Genomic DNA, 16,785 nt, shown 5'->3' with positions numbered 1-16,785 from the left:
CTACCAATTATACAATTAAAGAGAATTAATAAGTAGAGGTGCACTGAAGAAGAGTATGTAATGGGTGATAAGAGGGGAAGAAAGACTCAAGACCATTACAAAAAGGCTGACGTGCCGAAGCTGTTAGATTGACTTCCGATTTAATAGCTGGTTGTATCAGTTAAGAGCTGGGCGACTGTCACAGAGGAAAATGCTGTGGAGAGCTATTTGTTGATTGTAACGGTAAAGACCAAGGTATGACTATTTAAATTGTTTAAATATGATCAGATACTGAGGGTTGCGCCTATACATTTAGACAATAGCAAGCTCTAGGAATTTTTCTTGGAGCTTTTTTTAATACATAAATTAGCTTTTAAATCAAATTTTGATTATACAAGGGAGGATTTTAGTTGGGTATGGGGAATTATTAATGGGTAAAAAACAAACACTAAATACAATCTTGAAATATACATAAGAAAAATAATATATATAGTTTTATGGTATTGTGTCGTATAATTACCATGTTTAATATATTATAATACTATAGGAATAAATTCAATGAAATAGAAATCTAAGGAAAAGCAAAATTAATATAAGGGAGGCATTTTTTTATGGGATTAACAGTTGGAGTAGTGGGGGCCACAGGTGCCGTTGGTAGAAAAATGGTGGAGACTCTTGAGGAAAGGAATATCGCAATTAACAAATTAAGATTGTTTGCCTCTGAAAAGTCAGCAGGAACAACTGTTGAGTATAAAGGTACTGAAATAACTGTAGAGTTATTGACTGAGGAAGTGATGAAGGATCAGTTTGACTACCTATTATTTTCAGCAGGTGGTAGTGTTTCTGAAAAGTATGCACCAATAGCAGCAGACGCAGAAAATACTGTTATTGACAACTCATCCCATTGGAGGATGACAGAAGGGATTCCGCTAGTTGTACCAGAGGTAAATCCCCATGTATTAAAGGGATATAAGGGAATCGTTGCAAATCCCAATTGTTCAACAGTACAAATGATTGTTGCTTTAGCACCTCTCCACAGAAAATACGGCATTAAAAGAATCGTTGTGTCTACCTATCAAGCAGTATCAGGTAGCGGACAAAAAGCAATTGATGAACTAGAGAACCAAATGAAGGATTGCAATTATCCTAACAAAGTTTATACAAGAAAAATCGTAGGTAACTGTATACCCCATATCGACGTATTCTATGATAATGGCTTTACAAAGGAAGAATTGAAGATGGTATATGAAACCCATAAAATACTAGAAGATAATAGCATCGAAGTGAATCCAACGGCTGTAAGAATACCTGTTGTTTATGGTCATAGTGAGTCTATCTATGTTGAATTTAAGGAAGAGCCAAATCTTGAAGAAGTTTATCGTATTCTTAATTCAGCAGCAGGTGTAAAGGTAATTGATAATCCAGCAGAAAATCAATACCCAACACCACTGGAGGTTGCCCATACAGACGATACCTATGTAGGAAGAATCAGAAAGGATCTATACAATCCAAAGGCGATTTCTTTATGGGTTGTAGCCGACAATCTAAGAAAAGGTGCTGCTACTAATGCAGTTCAAATATTAGAAACAATGGAAAGTCAAAAATAAATTTAGGGGAGAGGATATTATGTTCAATGGTTCAGGTGTTGCAATAGTTACTCCATTTAAAAATGGTAGGGTGGATTTTGAAGCCTTCAATAAATTAATCGATTTTCATTTACAAAACAATACTCAAGCATTAATCGTGTTGGGAACGACAGGAGAGGCGACTACTCAAAATGATGAGGAAAGAGAACAAGTAATTAAAGCTGCTGTTGAAAGAGTAAACAAAAAGATTCCAGTAATTATCGGAACCGGAGGGAATGATACTGCAAAGGCTGTTAAGCATACAAAGCAGGCAGAGGAATTGGGAGCAGATGGGGCTTTAGTTGTTACGCCATATTACAACAAGGCAACTCAAAATGGCTTGATTGCCCATTTTACTGCTATAGCCAATGCCACTAAGCTACCAAATATTTTATACAATGTACCAGGAAGAACGAATGTCAATATCAATCCAACAACTGTAGCAGAGTTGGCCAAAATTGAAAATGTTATAGGAATTAAAGAAGCCAGTGGAAATACTAATCAAATATTAGAAATCAAGAGATTAGTACCAGAGGAGTTCAAAATCTACTCTGGAAATGACGATCAAGTAGTTCCTGTTTATTCAGCTGGAGGTCATGGGGTAATCTCTGTATCTGCCAATGTAATTCCAAAGGAAATGCAGCAAATGTGTAAAGCATTTGAAGACGGTAATGTAAAGGAAGCCTTGCGGTTACAATTAAAATATAAGCTGTTCATTGACCTATTGTTCTCAGAGGTTAATCCAATCCCTGTAAAGGCAGCTGTTAGCCTAATGGGATATATGGAGAATGAGTTAAGACTTCCATTGACACCAATGGAGGATGCTAATTTAGCGAAGTTACAAGCTGAGATGAAGCAACTACAAATTATCTAGGGGAGGGTTATCATGAAGCTGTTAATCTGGGGGATCAGTGGTAGAATGGGAACCCTAATCAAAGAAGCTGCTGAAAAAGACCCTATCTGGACATCAATAGAGGGGATGAATAGAAGCAAAAAGGTGGAGGATATCCAAAAGCCCGATGTAGTGATTGATTTTTCTCATCCTGAATCACTGGAGGATGTGCTAAACTATTGCAGTGAAAATCAAGTTCCTTTAGCTATAGGAACAACTGGCTTCACACCAGAACAAATCAAAATGATAGAAGATACTTCTAGAAAAATACCAGTTTTACGAGCCACCAATATGTCCTTAGGAATGAATATCATGTTTTCTTTGGTGGAAAAGGTGGCTAGAATGCTAAAGGATAAGGTGGATATAGAAGTATTAGAGGCTCACCATAATCGAAAAAAAGATGCTCCATCTGGTAGTGCCACTACTATTATTGAATCAATTGAAAAGGGTTTAGAAGAAGTAGTAAAGCATCAACATGGTAGAAAAGGTCAATGTCCAAGGGAAAAAGGAGAAATCGGTGTTCATGCCATCCGTGGAGGTAATATTGTTGGTCTACATGAGGCCCATTTCATCAATGATCTTGAGACAGTTAAAATTATCCATGAAGCCCATGACCGTTCTGTTTTTGCCCAAGGTGCACTGGAGGCAGCTAAATATATAGTAGATAAAGAAGATGGAATATACAATATGAAAAATGTACTGGGACTAGACTAAGTAATAGATGCAGTATCAACGTAGAAAACTAAGGAGGAAATTTAAATGGATGCAAATTATATTATTGAATACATCAGAAGTAGTGTGAAGAAAACACCAGTAAAGGTATACATCAAGGGAGATTTAAGCAAGATTGATTGGAGCCTATACGATGTTAAGAACTTTATAACAGGGGACACAGGAATCCTATTTGGCGAGTGGAAGGTAATGGGTAAATTTTTAGAGGATCACAAAAATTTAATCGAAGATTTTGTAGTTGAAAATGATAGAAGAAACTCTGCAATTCCGTTATTAGATTTGAAGAATATCCATGCTAGAATAGAGCCAGGTGCCATTATCCGTGAAAATGTAGAAATTGGTAACAATGCTGTCATCATGATGGGGGCCTGCATTAATATCGGAGCTGTCATCGGTGAAGGGACAATGGTTGATATGAATGTTGTTGTTGGAGGTAGAGGAATCATTGGAAAGAACTGCCATGTCGGAGCAGGTACAGTAGTGGCAGGGGTAATCGAGCCTCCATCAGCAACACCAGTAGTTATTGAAGATGATGTAGTAGTAGGAGCAAATGCTGTCATCCTTGAGGGTGTTCGAGTAGGTCAAGGGTCTGTAGTAGCGGCAGGAGCTGTAGTAACAGAAGATGTGCCACCAAATGTTGTAGTAGCAGGTACTCCAGCCAGAATCATCAAGGCAATAGACGACAAAACAAAGTCTAAAACTGAGATTGTTCAAGAACTTCGTAACCTGTTGGAAGCATAGTGATATGAAGATTGTCGTACAGAAATATGGAGGAACCTCTGTAGGCTCTGTTGAGAAAATAAGGGCAGTTGCCGATAAAATAATTCAAAAGAAAAAAGAAGGCTACTCGGTTGTGGTGATTGTATCGGCTATGGGAAAAACCACCGACGAATTGGTATCTCTAGCAAAGGCTGTCACCGACAACCCAGAGCCTAGGGAGATGGACATGCTTCTGACTACAGGGGAGCAAATCTCCATTTCCCTCCTATCTATGGCTTTGATCTCAAAGGGATTACCAGCAATATCCTATACAGGACCTCAGCTTAATATCAAAACCACAGACCTTCATCAAAAAGCAAGAATAAAGGACATTGATGTGTCTAAAATTATGGAAGCATTGGAACAGAATAAAATCGTTGTGGTGGCAGGGTTTCAAGGGGTGACGGAAAATAATGAATACACCACCCTTGGTAGGGGCGGCAGTGATACCTCTGCGGTTGCTTTAGCTGCCAAGCTGGGGGGGAATTGTGAAATTTACACAGACGTAGATGGCATCTATACCATGGACCCTAGGAAACTAAGGAATGCTAGAAAAATTAATTGTATCAGCTACGAGGAAATGATGGAAATGGCCAGCCTTGGGGCTGGAGTCATGCACTATCGAGCTGTAGAATTAGCCAATAAATATAAGCTCCCTTTGTATGTGGGATCAACTTTTTCAGATAGTCAAGGAACAATGATTCAGGATGGAGGAGCAGCAGAAATGGAAGAAACAGTAATAACAGGAATGGCCTCAAGTCTTGAGGATATGCAGGTGACAGTGTTAAATTTACCCTCCTCCGTATCTGGGCTATATCGCCTATTTGGAAGGATGGGAGAAAAGGGAGTCAATGTTGATATGATCTCCCAAATGATCACTGAGGATGGAAAGATGTATGTCAGCTTCACTGCCCCTATAGAAGAGCTATCGATTGTAGAGGGTATTCTACAGCAATGGCAGGAGGAAGCCCCTGAAATTAGTTGGGAGGTTAATACGGAAATTGCAAAGATATCAGTAGTAGGACTCGGAATGAGGACCCACTCTGGGGTGGCGGCAAAGGTATTTAAACTGATGGCAGAAAACAATATTGCTATTAAAATTGTTACGACTTCTGAAATTAAAATCACCTTTGCAGTAGATCGAGTCCATGAAGAAAAAGTGATAGATTTAATAGGAAATGCCTTTGGATTGGTGGTGTAATGATGGAAAATAATTGGATGGAGTTAGATCAACAATATATTTTACCTACCTACGGTAGGATGCCTGTGGTGGTGGATAAGGCAGAAGGGATGTATATCACAGATGTTCAAGGAAAAACTTATCTAGACCTTTTTTCTGGCTTGGCAGTAAATATTTTAGGTCATTGTCATGACGAGCTCAATCAAGAAATGGTGGAACAGAGCCAACGATTTTCTCATATCTCCAATTTCTTTTATAATCAACCAGCCATCAGATTGGCTGAAAAAATTGTTAAGAATACCTTCGACGGGAAAATATTCTTCACCAACTCGGGGGCCGAGAGCACCGAGGCAGGGGTTAAATACATTCATAAATATGGTGTTGATCAGGGGTTAAAAGGTATTGTGGTATTTAAAAATAGCTTCCACGGTAGAACTTTGGGGGCTTTACAGCTTACAAGAATGGCAAGTATTCAGCAGGATTTCCCCACAGTTGATTTTCCAGTATACGAATTAGAGGATGAAAATATACAGGAGCTGGAGAAAATGATTATAGACCATAAACCTTCTGCTCTGTTGTTTGAGCCGATTTCTGGTTCTGGTGGAATTAAGGTGATATCAAAAGAATTTATGGAGAAGGCTGCGGAGTTATGCCATGCCAACGGAGTACTTTACTGTGTCGATGAGATACAAACAGGAATGGGAAGGACAGGAAAGCTCTTTGCCTACCAACATACTAATGTTAAACCCGATATCCTATTATTCGCAAAGGGTGTAGGGGGAGGACTTCCTTTAGGGGGTATGTTGGTGAGGGAAGGAATCTCCCATTATTTCAAACCTGGGGATCATGGAACTACCTTTGCACCCAGCCCTATAAGTGCCAGTCTAGGAAGGAGAACCCTGGAGATTTTAGAGGACGGATTGTTGACGGAAGTAGCGACGAAGGAAGCCTATCTTTTAAATAAAATAGAGGGAATTAGAAAGCAATTCCCAGAATTCATTGGAGAAATTCGAGGAAAAGGTATGATGTTGGGGATCGAAGTTCTTAAAAATCATACAGTACTTAGGAATCAATTTATGGAAAAAAATATTTTAGTCAATGTCACCAATGGCAATATTTTAAGACTTTTACCTTCGTTAATTATTGAAGAAAAGCACATAGATGAATTTGCTAATGCTTTTATGGAAATATTAAGACAATGGTAAAAGCGTAAGGTTTAGATAAAGAAATAAAGAAAATACAAAGGGGGTAGCTGTTTTTTGGCAGTTATCCCTTTTTTATAGAGTTTTTCTATAGTTTAACAGAAATAGTCGAAAATCATCGACTTAATTGACTTTACATTCAATTTTTAAAAGGATATAATTGACACAAATATTGAAAACATATTAAAATCAAGGGGGTAAAGTTCCTATGAAGCCGAATATACCACGGATTACTGGCAATTTAAGAAGCTATATGATTAAAGTTCCAGAAGTGATTAGACAAGCATCGGGAGTTGAGGTTTTTGGGAGAAAAATAAAATCTCTTGCTTTTACAACGGATATTGCCATCATTGAGAATATCAATGCAGATGCCATATGGGCAGTCTACCCCTTCACTCCCCAGCCCACCATCACCCATGCCATCATGACCTGTGCAGATGTACCTGTCTTTTGTGGCGTAGGGGGGGGAGTGACCAATGGACAACGCTCTACAAATCTTGCCCTCCATGCAGAATTTCAAGGAGCTATTGGGGTAGTATTAAATGCCCCCACCTCCAATGACACGGTGATGCTGATGAAACAATCTATTGATATACCTGTAGTCATCACAGTGGTATCGGCTAAAATGGATAAAATAGAAGATCGATTGGCTGCTGGGGCAGATATATTGAGTGTTGCAGCGGGGAGCAATACATCAGCGGTAGTTAGAGAAATCCGGAAGCACTATCCAAATGTACCCCTTTTTGCAACAGGTGGACATACGGATGAGGTGATCCTAGAGACAATTGAAGCTGGAGCAAATGCCATCATTTATAACCCTCCTTCTACTTTAGAAATCTTTAGAAGTAGGATGAGTATGTATCGGAATGAATATTAATCAAATTTTAGATTTAGGAGCTATATTCAAACTAATCGAAATTTAATCCGTCTAAAAATCCTATAAAAAGTGTTATATTAAGGTCACTTTATAATCTTTATAGAATCTTTATAATTACCACCTTATATATAACTAAAACAAATTAAGCATAGGAAAATTAAATATTCTAATAACTAAAGTAGCTATCGGCTTACATCAGCTACTTTTTTTACAGTTAATTTACCAATAATATCCATAAAACCATACATCCACAAGAAATCAAAATTATCAGCAATATTAACGAAAAGTAATAACTTTTTTTACAGAAACATAATTGTAATGGTAAGCGAAAAGGAGTAGGATAGTATGGTGGGTTTACAGCAGAAGGAGATACAGAAAAAGGAGGTTAACTGAAATGTCAGAAAATAAAACGCAGAAAATGTTATTAGATATCGTATTTGTTACCATCGGTTGCATGTTATTGGCCTTTGCCATTACATCTATCTTGAAGCCCAATGGATTAATGACGGGTGGGATTACAGGTACATCTATTATATTAGAACAGTTGCTAAAGATAAACTATAGTTATCTATATTATGGATTATCCCTATTGGTATTACTTTTGGCGTTTTTGGTATTTGGAAAGAGAGAAGCATATAAGATTATAACTTTATCAATTCTTTTCCCGATATTATTAATTTTATTTGAGATGAATCCATCTCCCCTTATTGAAAATGATACATTCTTAGCGACAATCTATTATGGAATCATAGCAGGTAGTGGATGTGGCTTGATTTTAAAGAGGGGGTTCTCTATGGGGGGGACCGACACCATAGCAAAGGTAATCCATAAAAAAATCCTGCCCACCATGAGTATGAGTCAGGTAATCTTAGGTGTAGACACCTTAATTATCATTACATCAGGAATTTTATTTGATAGAACTGTAGCCCTATATGCCATTCTAACTCAAATTGTCTTTATCAAATCCCTGGATACAGTCATGTTTGGACTTGGATCGAAGACAGTAAAAATTGAGATTATTACATCTGCCCATGAAGAAGTAGTAGCCTATATCATAAACGAAATCCGTAGAGGGATTAGCTTGTATGATATCAAAGGTGGATACACAAATGAAACTAAGCGAAAGATTGTGTCCATATGTACTCCAAGGGAGGCCATCCTCATCAAAATGTATATTTCCAGAATTGACGAAAATGCATTTGTTGACCTATTACCAGTAATGACCGTATGGGGTAAGGGGTTAGGCTTCCAGAGTATTGTTGAAACAGAAGGAGCATAAAAATTGATCGCAAGTATAGATCCTACAGTTTAGGATCTTTCGTAAATGGAAAACCAGCTAGCAAAAAACCCGTACCTTAGATGCATTCTAATGTACGGGTTCTTTAATTTAATCAAACTTATCAAAATATATCTTATCTTCCCTAATCCCCTTTGCCAATAGACTATCAACAGTAGAATCAATCATGGGGGCACTACCACAGAGATAAGCTTCCCTAGGAGCATCACTATATTCTAATATCTTTTCAATCGAATTATTTACTCTACCTACTTCACCAGTCCATTCTTCTTCAGCATTAGGTCTTGAGAGGGTGGGGATAAATTTAAAATTAGGTAATTCTCTTTCAAATATATCCATTTCCTCCAACATAAATAAATCGGACTTCGTCCTAGCCCCAAAGAAAAAGGTAGCTTTTCTTTGGCTTTTTTGATCTATTAATTCATAGAGAATACTTAGAATTGGTGCCATACCCGTTCCTACTGCCACTAGGACAATCTCGGCATCTGTATCCTGCAAATAAAAATCACCATAGGGACCAGTGAAGTTGACAGAACTCCCTTGATTTAAATGTTGATGAACATAAGTGGTTAAAAGTCCATCCTCCACATATCCGATTAAAAGGTTTATATGATTTTTATCTTTTGTAGCTGAAGCAATTGAGTAGGCTCGATAGACTTCTTCTGGGCTACTAGGGTAAGGGGGAGCTGTTAATTGAATATATTGACCAGCATTGAAATCTATAGTGGAGGGGTCATTGCTGGTAATTTTAAACCTTACAAATTTAATCTTGTCGGTGATATCTACAATTTCCTCAACGACTCCCTTATATGCCTTTACGTTAAATAGCTCCTCTGGTATTTCAATCTCCATGTCCTCCTTCACCTTGATTTGGCAGGATAGACGGATATTATTCTCTTTGTCCCCTTTAGATAAATAGGGAAGTTCAGTAGCTAATACAGGTCCTCCACCACTATTTACTTTACATTTGCAATAGCCACAACTACCCTTACCGCCACAGGCAGAGGGGATAAAAATTTTCTCGTTGACTAAAGTGGATAAGAGGGTATTGCCTCCTTCTATCTCCAACTCTTTGTTTTTATTAATTAAAATCTTCTTTATTCCATAGTCAGCAATAAAGGCATCAGCAAAGGTCAATAGGAGGGCAAGCAGTGTTGTTATTCCAGTAATAACTCCGATCGTAATTAAAATAGTACTCATTTAGCCACACCTCCTAATGTTATTGGATTTTTACGATGCCCGAGAAGCCAATAAAGGCAAGGGCCATCAATCCAGTAATAATTAAAGTAATTCCCGGTCCCTCAAGACCTTTTGGAACTGGGGCATCCTGCAATTTTTGTCTGATTCCTGCCATTGCTAGGATTGCCAATGCCCATCCAAGGCCGGAGCCTACACCAAAAGCAACGGACTGAATAAAATTATAGTCTCTGATTACCATAAAGAGGGAAACCCCTAGGATGGCACAGTTAACTGTAATGAGGGGAAGAAAGATTCCCAATGAATAGTATAGGGTTGGGACGTATCGTTCCAACACCATCTCTACAAGTTGAACAAAGGCAGCTATGGTGATGATAAAAACAATAAATCGTAGATATTCCAGTCTAAAGGGAACTAAAATATAATGATAGATAAGATAGTTAATAATCGTAGTACCCGTCAAGACAAAGGTGACTGCTTGCCCTAAACCGAGAGAGGTTTTAACTTCTCTAGAGACGGCGATAAAGGAACACATCCCTAGAAAGTTGGCTAATACCATATTACTGGTAAATATTGAAGCAAAAAAGATAAAAAATGGATTGATGTCTGACATTAACGACCACCTCCAGTAACTGTAGATTCTTCTTTGACAGGAGACAATGAATTTGTTACCCAGATGAGGATTGCCATCATGAAGAAGGCTCCTGGGGGCATAATCATAAAGATCCACCTTACCCACCAATCCCCAAGGACGGGGATGCCAAACAGTGACCCAAAGCCCAATAGCTCCCTAAAAAAGGCTACAGATAGTAGCACAAAGGTATATCCGAGACCATTGGCTACTCCATCTATAAAGGAGGGGATAGGGGAATTCTTTTGAGCAAAGGATTCACAACGACCCATGATGATACAGTTTGTAATAATTAATCCTACGTAGGGGCCTAGGGCTTCACTCATGCTAGGGTAATAGGCCTTTAGAACAATATCCACGATGATTACGTAAGCTGATATAATTAGGGTTTGGACCATCATGCGGATATGTCGTGGGATGTATTGTCTAATGATGGATACCGTCATACTGGAAAAGGCAGTTACAAAGACCAGTCCAAGCCCCATCACGAGGGAATTCAACATAAGATTAGTTACGGCTAGGGCAGAGCAAATCCCAAGAAGTTGACGATATACAGGATTATCATTGAAGATGCCTGTGGAGAAAATATTTTTGATGTCCTTTAGCTTCATCATTGATGCTCACCCTCCATTCCATTGATGATGATTTCAAGATTGTTATTAAGAATTCTTTTTACGGCATTGGAGGTTCCTGTAGCTCCAGTGATGGCATCAATCTGTGCATTTGGATGTGGATGATAGTTGATATAATTAGAATCTTGTTGTTGCGGATTAATGGTAATGCCACGGAATTGTTCTTTAAATTGTTTTTCGTCAATCCTACCTCCTAGACCAGGGGTTTCACTGTGGGAAAGGAAGTCTATTCCCCGTACTTCTTTTAAGTCAGGAGTAAGACTGATGAGTCCCTTTAAAGTCCCCCATACGGCCTCCCCTTGAAAAGGAAATATATAGGCAGTAAGCTGATGGTTTTCGAAGGCTTCGTAATAGTATAGATCATTTTTATTTGCTTCTTTAATATAATCAGAACGGAAGTTACTTACCTCTAGAGCTGATTTATCCTCAAGGGGGATATTGAGGACATAAAGCATTGATTTATGCTCTTTGAGCTCTTGATTAAGGTCGATTTGCTCTTTTGTTACTTCATTGATAAAGGCTAATGCACCAGTAAATATGACGGTGATGACAATCATGAAAAGGATTGAGGTGGTATTCATCTTCTTCATAATGACACCTGCTTTCTTTGTTGCTCTTTAAGATATTTTATTCCTTCATCCATTATGGGGACAAAGGTATTCATAATTAATACAGCAAACATAGCGCCACCGACAAATATACCAAATACCCGTATGATTACTGTGATAGTACCTATTAGGATTCCATAAATCCATTTACCTTCAACCGTTTTGGGGGCAGTACTCCCATCGGTGACGAAGAAGACCGCCAGCATTAGAAAAGCACCGGAAAGAAGTCCATATTGGATACTGGGGGCTTTGGCTGGTGCTATAAGGATAGACACAGCACTCATACCTATAAACCCTACAAGTGGAGATAACAACAACTGCCAGTCAATTGCTTTGGTAACTAATAATATAATTGCAGCAATCATGATTAAAAATGCGCTGGTTTCTCCCATAGAACCACTGACATTGCCCCAGAAAAGCTGACTGATTGGTACAGTTTGTTTTAGTGGTGTAGCTTGAGTAATTGTTTCAATGGCTGGGGTAATGTAACTGGCAAATCCCCCTGGAAATCCAGCAGATGGGGCATTCCAAGCAACTGTAATGTATTGCGGAAAACAAATATAAAGGAAAGTACGGGCTACAAGGGCGGGGTTAAATACATTAAAACCATAACCTCCAAAGACCTCTGTGGCAAAGATGACACCAAAAATAATACCAACAATGGCCACCCAAAAGGGAATTGAAACAGGTAAAGTAAGGGTAAAAAGTATGCTGGTGACGATGACGGCTTCCGATACTGGTTGGTTTCGTTTCCTTTTAAAGGCATACTCTGTCAGGATGCCGAAGGAGGTAACGACTGACATTAAGACTAATGTTCTCCAACCAAAAAAATAGATAGCGCCTAGTATGATAGGAATTAAGCTAATGAGTATTTTCCTCATATGGTTTTGTTTCATAAAAAAATCTTTCGTTTTTATTTCCATTTTTACTGACCTCCTTTATGGCAACAATTTGTCTATATTTACCCACCATAGTTCTTCTAAAACAGAGATTGATAGGACAAAATATTAAGAGAAGTATTTAAGACCCCCAAAATAACTATATTTTATATACATATGGCTGGAAATCAGCAAAATGTAATTAAAATCTTGATATAGGAAAAATTTTTTCTTGATATTTACTAGGGAAGATGCTAATATTAACTTACGTCATTAATTTATTTTAAAACTTAATTTGGGCAATTAACTCAGCTGGTAGAGTGTCTCCTTGACGTGGAGGAAGTCAGGGGTTCGAGTCCCTTATTGCCCACCAATAAAAGAAGAACTGCCTTGTCAAGAAATTGATAGGGTAGTTCTTTTTTTAGCACCCTTACATATTTTTATACGCTGCGGTGGCAATAAAAAAGAAGACATAGTCTAATCTACATCTTCTGTTTTCTCTGATATTTTTAGACGATTTTGCATTACGATACAGTCTCCTAGTTCTCCGTAACCCTGAACGATATCTTCCGCTAAAGCACGACATGAGGGGGACCCGCAGGCACCACAATCGATGTTTGGTAGAGTCTTTAAGACCTTTTCAAGATGCTCCATTTTAGCTATCGCAACTGCAATATCATCATCCAACCTAGTCACTTGAAGTGGCTGGAGTGGTTCTGTAAGGATATACTCATTGGGATTAAAGGGCGGAACATTGATTTGTGTATGTTGATATTCATCTACCAGTTTACGAATCCTATTTCTTGCCACAAAGGAGTTTTCTATATTAAGACTACCACCTAGACATCCATTTGTACAGGCATGGCATTCTATATATGCTACATCATTTATCTTATGATATTCTATTTCCTCCAGTACACTGATGACATTTTGGATACCATCAACAGATAGGAAATCCTTAATCCCTAGGGCTTTACTTTGACCACCTGATTTGGCCCATCCGATTCCTTTGTAGGAGGGATAGAAGTTCTCGTGTTCTGGTGTTGATTTACTTATGCTTTTACTAATATCAAGGAAAATAGATTTGATAGAGAAAGTCCCACTTATTCGTGATTTTTTAATTCCCACTGGCTTTTGAAAACTAAAAATTCTTGCAGGACATGGCGAAATAAAGAATACGCCTACTTCTTCTTCTGTAAGTCCCAGTTGTTCCATCGCTTTTTTACGGGCTAAATGGGCTGAAATTTCAACTGGTGAATCAATAGGTAAAATATGATTAATTAAACTAGGAAACCGTAATTGAATCAATCGAACAATAGTGGGGCAGGAAGAAGAAATTATTGGAAATTCAGGATTTTTAGCAATATAGTCTTGTGTAAACTCTGTAATTAAATCTGCACCTCTTGAAATTTCAAAAAAGTCATCAAATCCCTGAGCAAGAATAGCGCTGAGGATTTGTGATGGCTGATAAATATCGTGGAACTGTCCATATAAAACGGGATCCACAAGGGCGATTTTATATTTAAATTCTGTAATTGACTGGAGATTATCAGTTAGACCATAGCGGGCGCGACGAGGACAAGCCTGAATACACTGTCCGCAATTAATACATCTTTCTTTAACAATTTTAGAATGACCTGCTTTGATCCGAATTGCTTCTGTTGGGCATCTTTTAAGACAATTTGTACATCCAACACATTTAGAAGGATCTAAAGCGATTGCGTGGATTTTTGAATGCATGAGGATTCCTCCTAATTTCTAATATAAATAAAAATATATAATAGTATTATACAATGAACAAGAAGTAAACAAAACTCAAATTATTTTAATATTTTAATTATTTATATAACTATTATATCATACATATAAAAAACATATATCCACTTTATTAAAGAATCTTGGTTAAATAAATAACTAACATATGAACTAGATTTACAATCTAACAATTGCATAAATTTTGAACGCATAGGTATTTCTACTAAGTTAAATAATAGTATAGAAGGCTTATTAGATACAATGAACATTTAATGATTCAATTGTTTATTGTAGCGTTTAAGTGAAAATAAAATGATAAAATTCTATGAACGGAGGACATCAAATGAAAAAAATTGGTTTATTACCGAAATTAGTAATTGGTATTGTGTTTGGTATTATTATTGGTTCAACAGGAATTGAGGCATTAACAAGACTATTGATAACCTTTTCTGGTATCTTTGGTAATTTTTTAGGATTTATTATTCCACTTCTGATCGTTGGCTTCGTAGCCCCTGGAATTGCAGAACTTGGTGGTAAAGCTGGAAAACTTCTAGGAATTACTGCAGGGCTAGCCTATCTATCAACCATCACTGCAGGAATTTTAGCTTTTTTAGCAGCTTCTATTGTTTTACCTATGATTATCACAACGGGTGCAGAAGTCACAGGAACAGGTGTAACCATCACTCCCTTCTTTACGATTGAGATGCCAGCCATTATGGGTGTTATGACAGCTTTAGTGACAGCTTTCTTACTCGGGTTAGGTATGGCGGCTATTAAAGGAAAGACAATGTTTAACTTTATGAATGAATTTCAGGAGATTATTAATAAAGTAATTACCACGATCATTATTCCATTATTACCTGTATATATTGCGGGAGTATTTGCTAAGATGGCTTATACAGGCGAAGTTGCCAGCACTTTATCAGTATTTGGAAGAGTTGTTGTGTTAGTATTAATTGTTCATATATCCTATATTATACTCCAGTACATACTTGCTGGTGGGATTACTGGTAAGAACCCAATCAGGGCATTAAAAAATATGCTACCAGCTTATTTTACTGCTATTGGGACTCAGTCCTCAGCAGCGACAATCCCTGTTACAGTAAGACAGACTAAGGCCAACGATGTTTCAGAAGAAGTAGCAGAATTTGCAGTACCCTTATGTGCAACGATACATTTAGCAGGTAGTACAATTACCCTGACTACCTGCGCTATAGCTGTAATGCTCTTAGCTGGTAATACCCTTAGCTTCGGGCAAGTACTGCCTTTTATTTTAATGTTGGGAGTCACAATGGTAGCAGCTCCTGGTGTGCCTGGTGGAGCGATTATGGCGGCCCTTGGTCTACTAGAAACTATGCTGGGATTTGGTGAGGCTCAATTAGCCTTAATGATGGCAATCTATATAGCTCAGGATAGCTTTGGAACTGCTGCCAACGTTACTGGTGATGGAGCGATTGCCATGATCGTAGATAGATTTGCAAAAAATAAATAGCAGTTAATAGGGAAAATTATCATACAAATCAAAAATATGTTAGAATTCATAGTAAATATTATAATGATAATTAATTTTTATTTGTTATTATTTACAGAAAAAAATGTATACACTTGGTATTTATGGTTTTAAGGTCTTAATGTATTAGTTTTATACATTATATCAGTTTTTTTCTTTTTAATTGTTTTTTTATCTATACTTTTAAAAGATGTACTTAAAATAGTCGAAGGAGTTTAGTTTATTTTAAACTGAACTCCTTTTGCTTCTAAATATCAAAGGTTATTCGTCCAACAGGAGAGGAAACCTAATTAGATAAAACAAAGAAGATCCATAGTAATGGAGCTCTGTTTTTTGCTCAATTAAATATATAGGTGAAGGAATTGATTGTCAGGGGTGTAGGGATCAATATCCTTCACTAGTTCTAGTGATCTCAAAGCTCCATTGTGGTGTTTTTCAATGATGATTTTGGATAAGGGAATAACATTTTTTAGATTCAACACTTCTTCATAATTGAAAAAACCAGCAGCAGAATTTTCCTTTCCATCGGATATAGCCTCTCCCTTTAGATAATCCATAGTAAAAACAAGATAACAATCCAAACATTTTTCACTTCTTTGTCGGGTACGTACCGCCACTAGCTCTTTTGATTTAGCTTTAATTGATGTCTCTTCAAAAACTTCTCTTTCGACTGCGGCACTGGGGTGTTCTCCATCCTTAACAAATCCTCCAGGGATAATCCATTGTTCATTGTATTCACCATAGGAATGTCTGACTAATAAATACTTGCTTTGATGATATAGGAGACCCCCCACACCAATAAAATTATGTTCTCTCATTTGAATTGCTCCTATCTTAGTTAGTATTGTTTTAATGTTTAAAAAGACTTTGACAGTTTAATTATATAATATTTTTTGAAGGACTACACATTCTAATCAATATAGTAGTATTATGATTAAGGTTACCACATACAAATATTATTATAAAAGATCGGCGTACTTTATCGTTTAACTTGTTTTATGTTGGCTTTATAAAGTATAATGATACCAAAT

16 protein-coding genes, 1 tRNA gene and 1 riboswitch are annotated in these 16,785 nt (G+C 37.3%); of the genes, 10 read left to right on the top strand and 7 right to left on the bottom strand.

Annotation, left to right across the window (positions count from 1 at the left end):
* The first annotated feature begins 25 nt into the window (after positions 1-25).
* Positions 26-214, top strand: a riboswitch (Lysine riboswitch).
* 376 nt (positions 215-590) lie between these two features.
* The 8 genes from JOC73_RS07020 to JOC73_RS06985 all read left to right on the top strand — a co-directional run bounded on the left by JOC73_RS07020 (position 591) and on the right by JOC73_RS06985 (position 8,525).
* Positions 591-1,586 (top strand): aspartate-semialdehyde dehydrogenase, encoded by a 996-nt coding sequence (locus JOC73_RS07020; RefSeq protein WP_204401556.1) that lies wholly within the window; start codon positions 591-593, stop codon positions 1,584-1,586.
* 19 nt (positions 1,587-1,605) lie between these two features.
* Positions 1,606-2,478: a 4-hydroxy-tetrahydrodipicolinate synthase gene (dapA, locus tag JOC73_RS07015; protein ID WP_204401554.1), complete on the top strand. Its 873-nt coding sequence runs from the start codon at positions 1,606-1,608 to the stop codon at positions 2,476-2,478.
* Between the two features lie 12 nt (positions 2,479-2,490).
* On the top strand, positions 2,491-3,210 hold the full coding sequence (dapB, locus tag JOC73_RS07010; RefSeq protein ID WP_204401552.1) for a 4-hydroxy-tetrahydrodipicolinate reductase: 720 nt from the start codon (positions 2,491-2,493) through the stop codon (positions 3,208-3,210).
* Between the two features lie 45 nt (positions 3,211-3,255).
* The gene (dapD, locus tag JOC73_RS07005) at positions 3,256-3,969 is read left to right on the top strand and encodes a 2,3,4,5-tetrahydropyridine-2,6-dicarboxylate N-acetyltransferase (protein WP_204401551.1); all 714 of its coding nucleotides are present in this window, start codon (positions 3,256-3,258) and stop codon (positions 3,967-3,969) included.
* 4 nt (positions 3,970-3,973) lie between these two features.
* The gene (locus tag JOC73_RS07000) at positions 3,974-5,188 is read left to right on the top strand and encodes an aspartate kinase (RefSeq protein WP_204401549.1); all 1,215 of its coding nucleotides are present in this window, start codon (positions 3,974-3,976) and stop codon (positions 5,186-5,188) included.
* Between the two features lie 2 nt (positions 5,189-5,190).
* Positions 5,191-6,372, top strand: coding sequence for an aspartate aminotransferase family protein (locus JOC73_RS06995; RefSeq protein ID WP_204401547.1), 1,182 nt, complete (start codon positions 5,191-5,193; stop codon positions 6,370-6,372).
* Positions 6,373-6,577: 205 nt separating this feature from the next.
* Entirely contained in the window at positions 6,578-7,246 is a 669-nt protein-coding gene (locus JOC73_RS06990; protein ID WP_204401545.1) for a hydrolase, read from the top strand.
* A gap of 394 nt (positions 7,247-7,640) precedes the next feature.
* A complete protein-coding gene (locus tag JOC73_RS06985; RefSeq protein ID WP_204401542.1) occupies positions 7,641-8,525 on the top strand; it encodes a YitT family protein in 885 nt (294 codons plus the stop codon).
* A gap of 108 nt (positions 8,526-8,633) precedes the next feature.
* On the opposite strand, the gene JOC73_RS06980 is transcribed toward JOC73_RS06985, so the two are convergent.
* From JOC73_RS06980 to JOC73_RS06960, 5 genes are read right to left on the bottom strand one after another with little or no spacing between them, the layout of a single operon-like run.
* The gene (locus JOC73_RS06980) at positions 8,634-9,743 is read right to left on the bottom strand and encodes an NADH:ubiquinone reductase (Na(+)-transporting) subunit F (RefSeq protein WP_204401541.1); all 1,110 of its coding nucleotides are present in this window, start codon (positions 9,741-9,743) and stop codon (positions 8,634-8,636) included.
* A 19-nt stretch (positions 9,744-9,762) separates the two neighbouring features.
* The gene (locus tag JOC73_RS06975; protein ID WP_204401539.1) at positions 9,763-10,353 is read right to left on the bottom strand and encodes an NADH:ubiquinone reductase (Na(+)-transporting) subunit E; all 591 of its coding nucleotides are present in this window, start codon (positions 10,351-10,353) and stop codon (positions 9,763-9,765) included.
* Complete coding sequence (locus JOC73_RS06970; protein ID WP_204401537.1) at positions 10,353-10,985, bottom strand: NADH:ubiquinone reductase (Na(+)-transporting) subunit D; 633 nt, start codon at positions 10,983-10,985, stop codon at positions 10,353-10,355. Before JOC73_RS06970 ends, JOC73_RS06975 begins: the two co-directional genes overlap by 1 nt.
* Complete coding sequence (locus JOC73_RS06965; protein WP_204401535.1) at positions 10,982-11,593, bottom strand: FMN-binding protein; 612 nt, start codon at positions 11,591-11,593, stop codon at positions 10,982-10,984. Before JOC73_RS06965 ends, JOC73_RS06970 begins: the two co-directional genes overlap by 4 nt.
* A complete protein-coding gene (locus JOC73_RS06960; RefSeq protein ID WP_204401533.1) occupies positions 11,590-12,534 on the bottom strand; it encodes an RnfABCDGE type electron transport complex subunit D in 945 nt (314 codons plus the stop codon). Before JOC73_RS06960 ends, JOC73_RS06965 begins: the two co-directional genes overlap by 4 nt.
* Before the next feature lie 252 nt (positions 12,535-12,786).
* Here JOC73_RS06960 and JOC73_RS06955 point away from each other — a divergent pair.
* Positions 12,787-12,862, top strand: a tRNA-Val gene (locus tag JOC73_RS06955).
* A 104-nt stretch (positions 12,863-12,966) separates the two neighbouring features.
* Here the strand turns inward: JOC73_RS06955 and JOC73_RS06950 are convergent.
* Positions 12,967-14,229 carry a [Fe-Fe] hydrogenase large subunit C-terminal domain-containing protein gene (locus JOC73_RS06950; RefSeq protein ID WP_204401531.1) on the bottom strand — a complete coding sequence of 421 codons (1,263 nt, stop codon included), beginning with the start codon at positions 14,227-14,229 and terminating at the stop codon, positions 12,967-12,969.
* Between the two features lie 358 nt (positions 14,230-14,587).
* On the opposite strand from JOC73_RS06950, the gene JOC73_RS06945 reads away from it, so the two are divergent.
* A complete protein-coding gene (locus JOC73_RS06945) occupies positions 14,588-15,736 on the top strand; it encodes a dicarboxylate/amino acid:cation symporter (protein ID WP_204401529.1) in 1,149 nt (382 codons plus the stop codon).
* Between the two features lie 359 nt (positions 15,737-16,095).
* Here the strand turns inward: JOC73_RS06945 and JOC73_RS06940 are convergent, their stop codons facing one another.
* Positions 16,096-16,572: an NUDIX domain-containing protein gene (locus JOC73_RS06940; RefSeq protein ID WP_204401527.1), complete on the bottom strand. Its 477-nt coding sequence runs from the start codon at positions 16,570-16,572 to the stop codon at positions 16,096-16,098.
* Positions 16,573-16,785: the final 213 nt, after the last annotated feature.

It is taken from the genome of Alkaliphilus hydrothermalis, assembly GCF_016908555.1.
Taxonomy (GTDB): domain Bacteria; phylum Bacillota; class Clostridia; order Peptostreptococcales; family Natronincolaceae; genus Alkaliphilus; species Alkaliphilus hydrothermalis.
The sequence above is the reverse complement of the archived record's forward strand: the minus strand, read 5'-3'. Positions and strand labels throughout refer to the sequence as shown.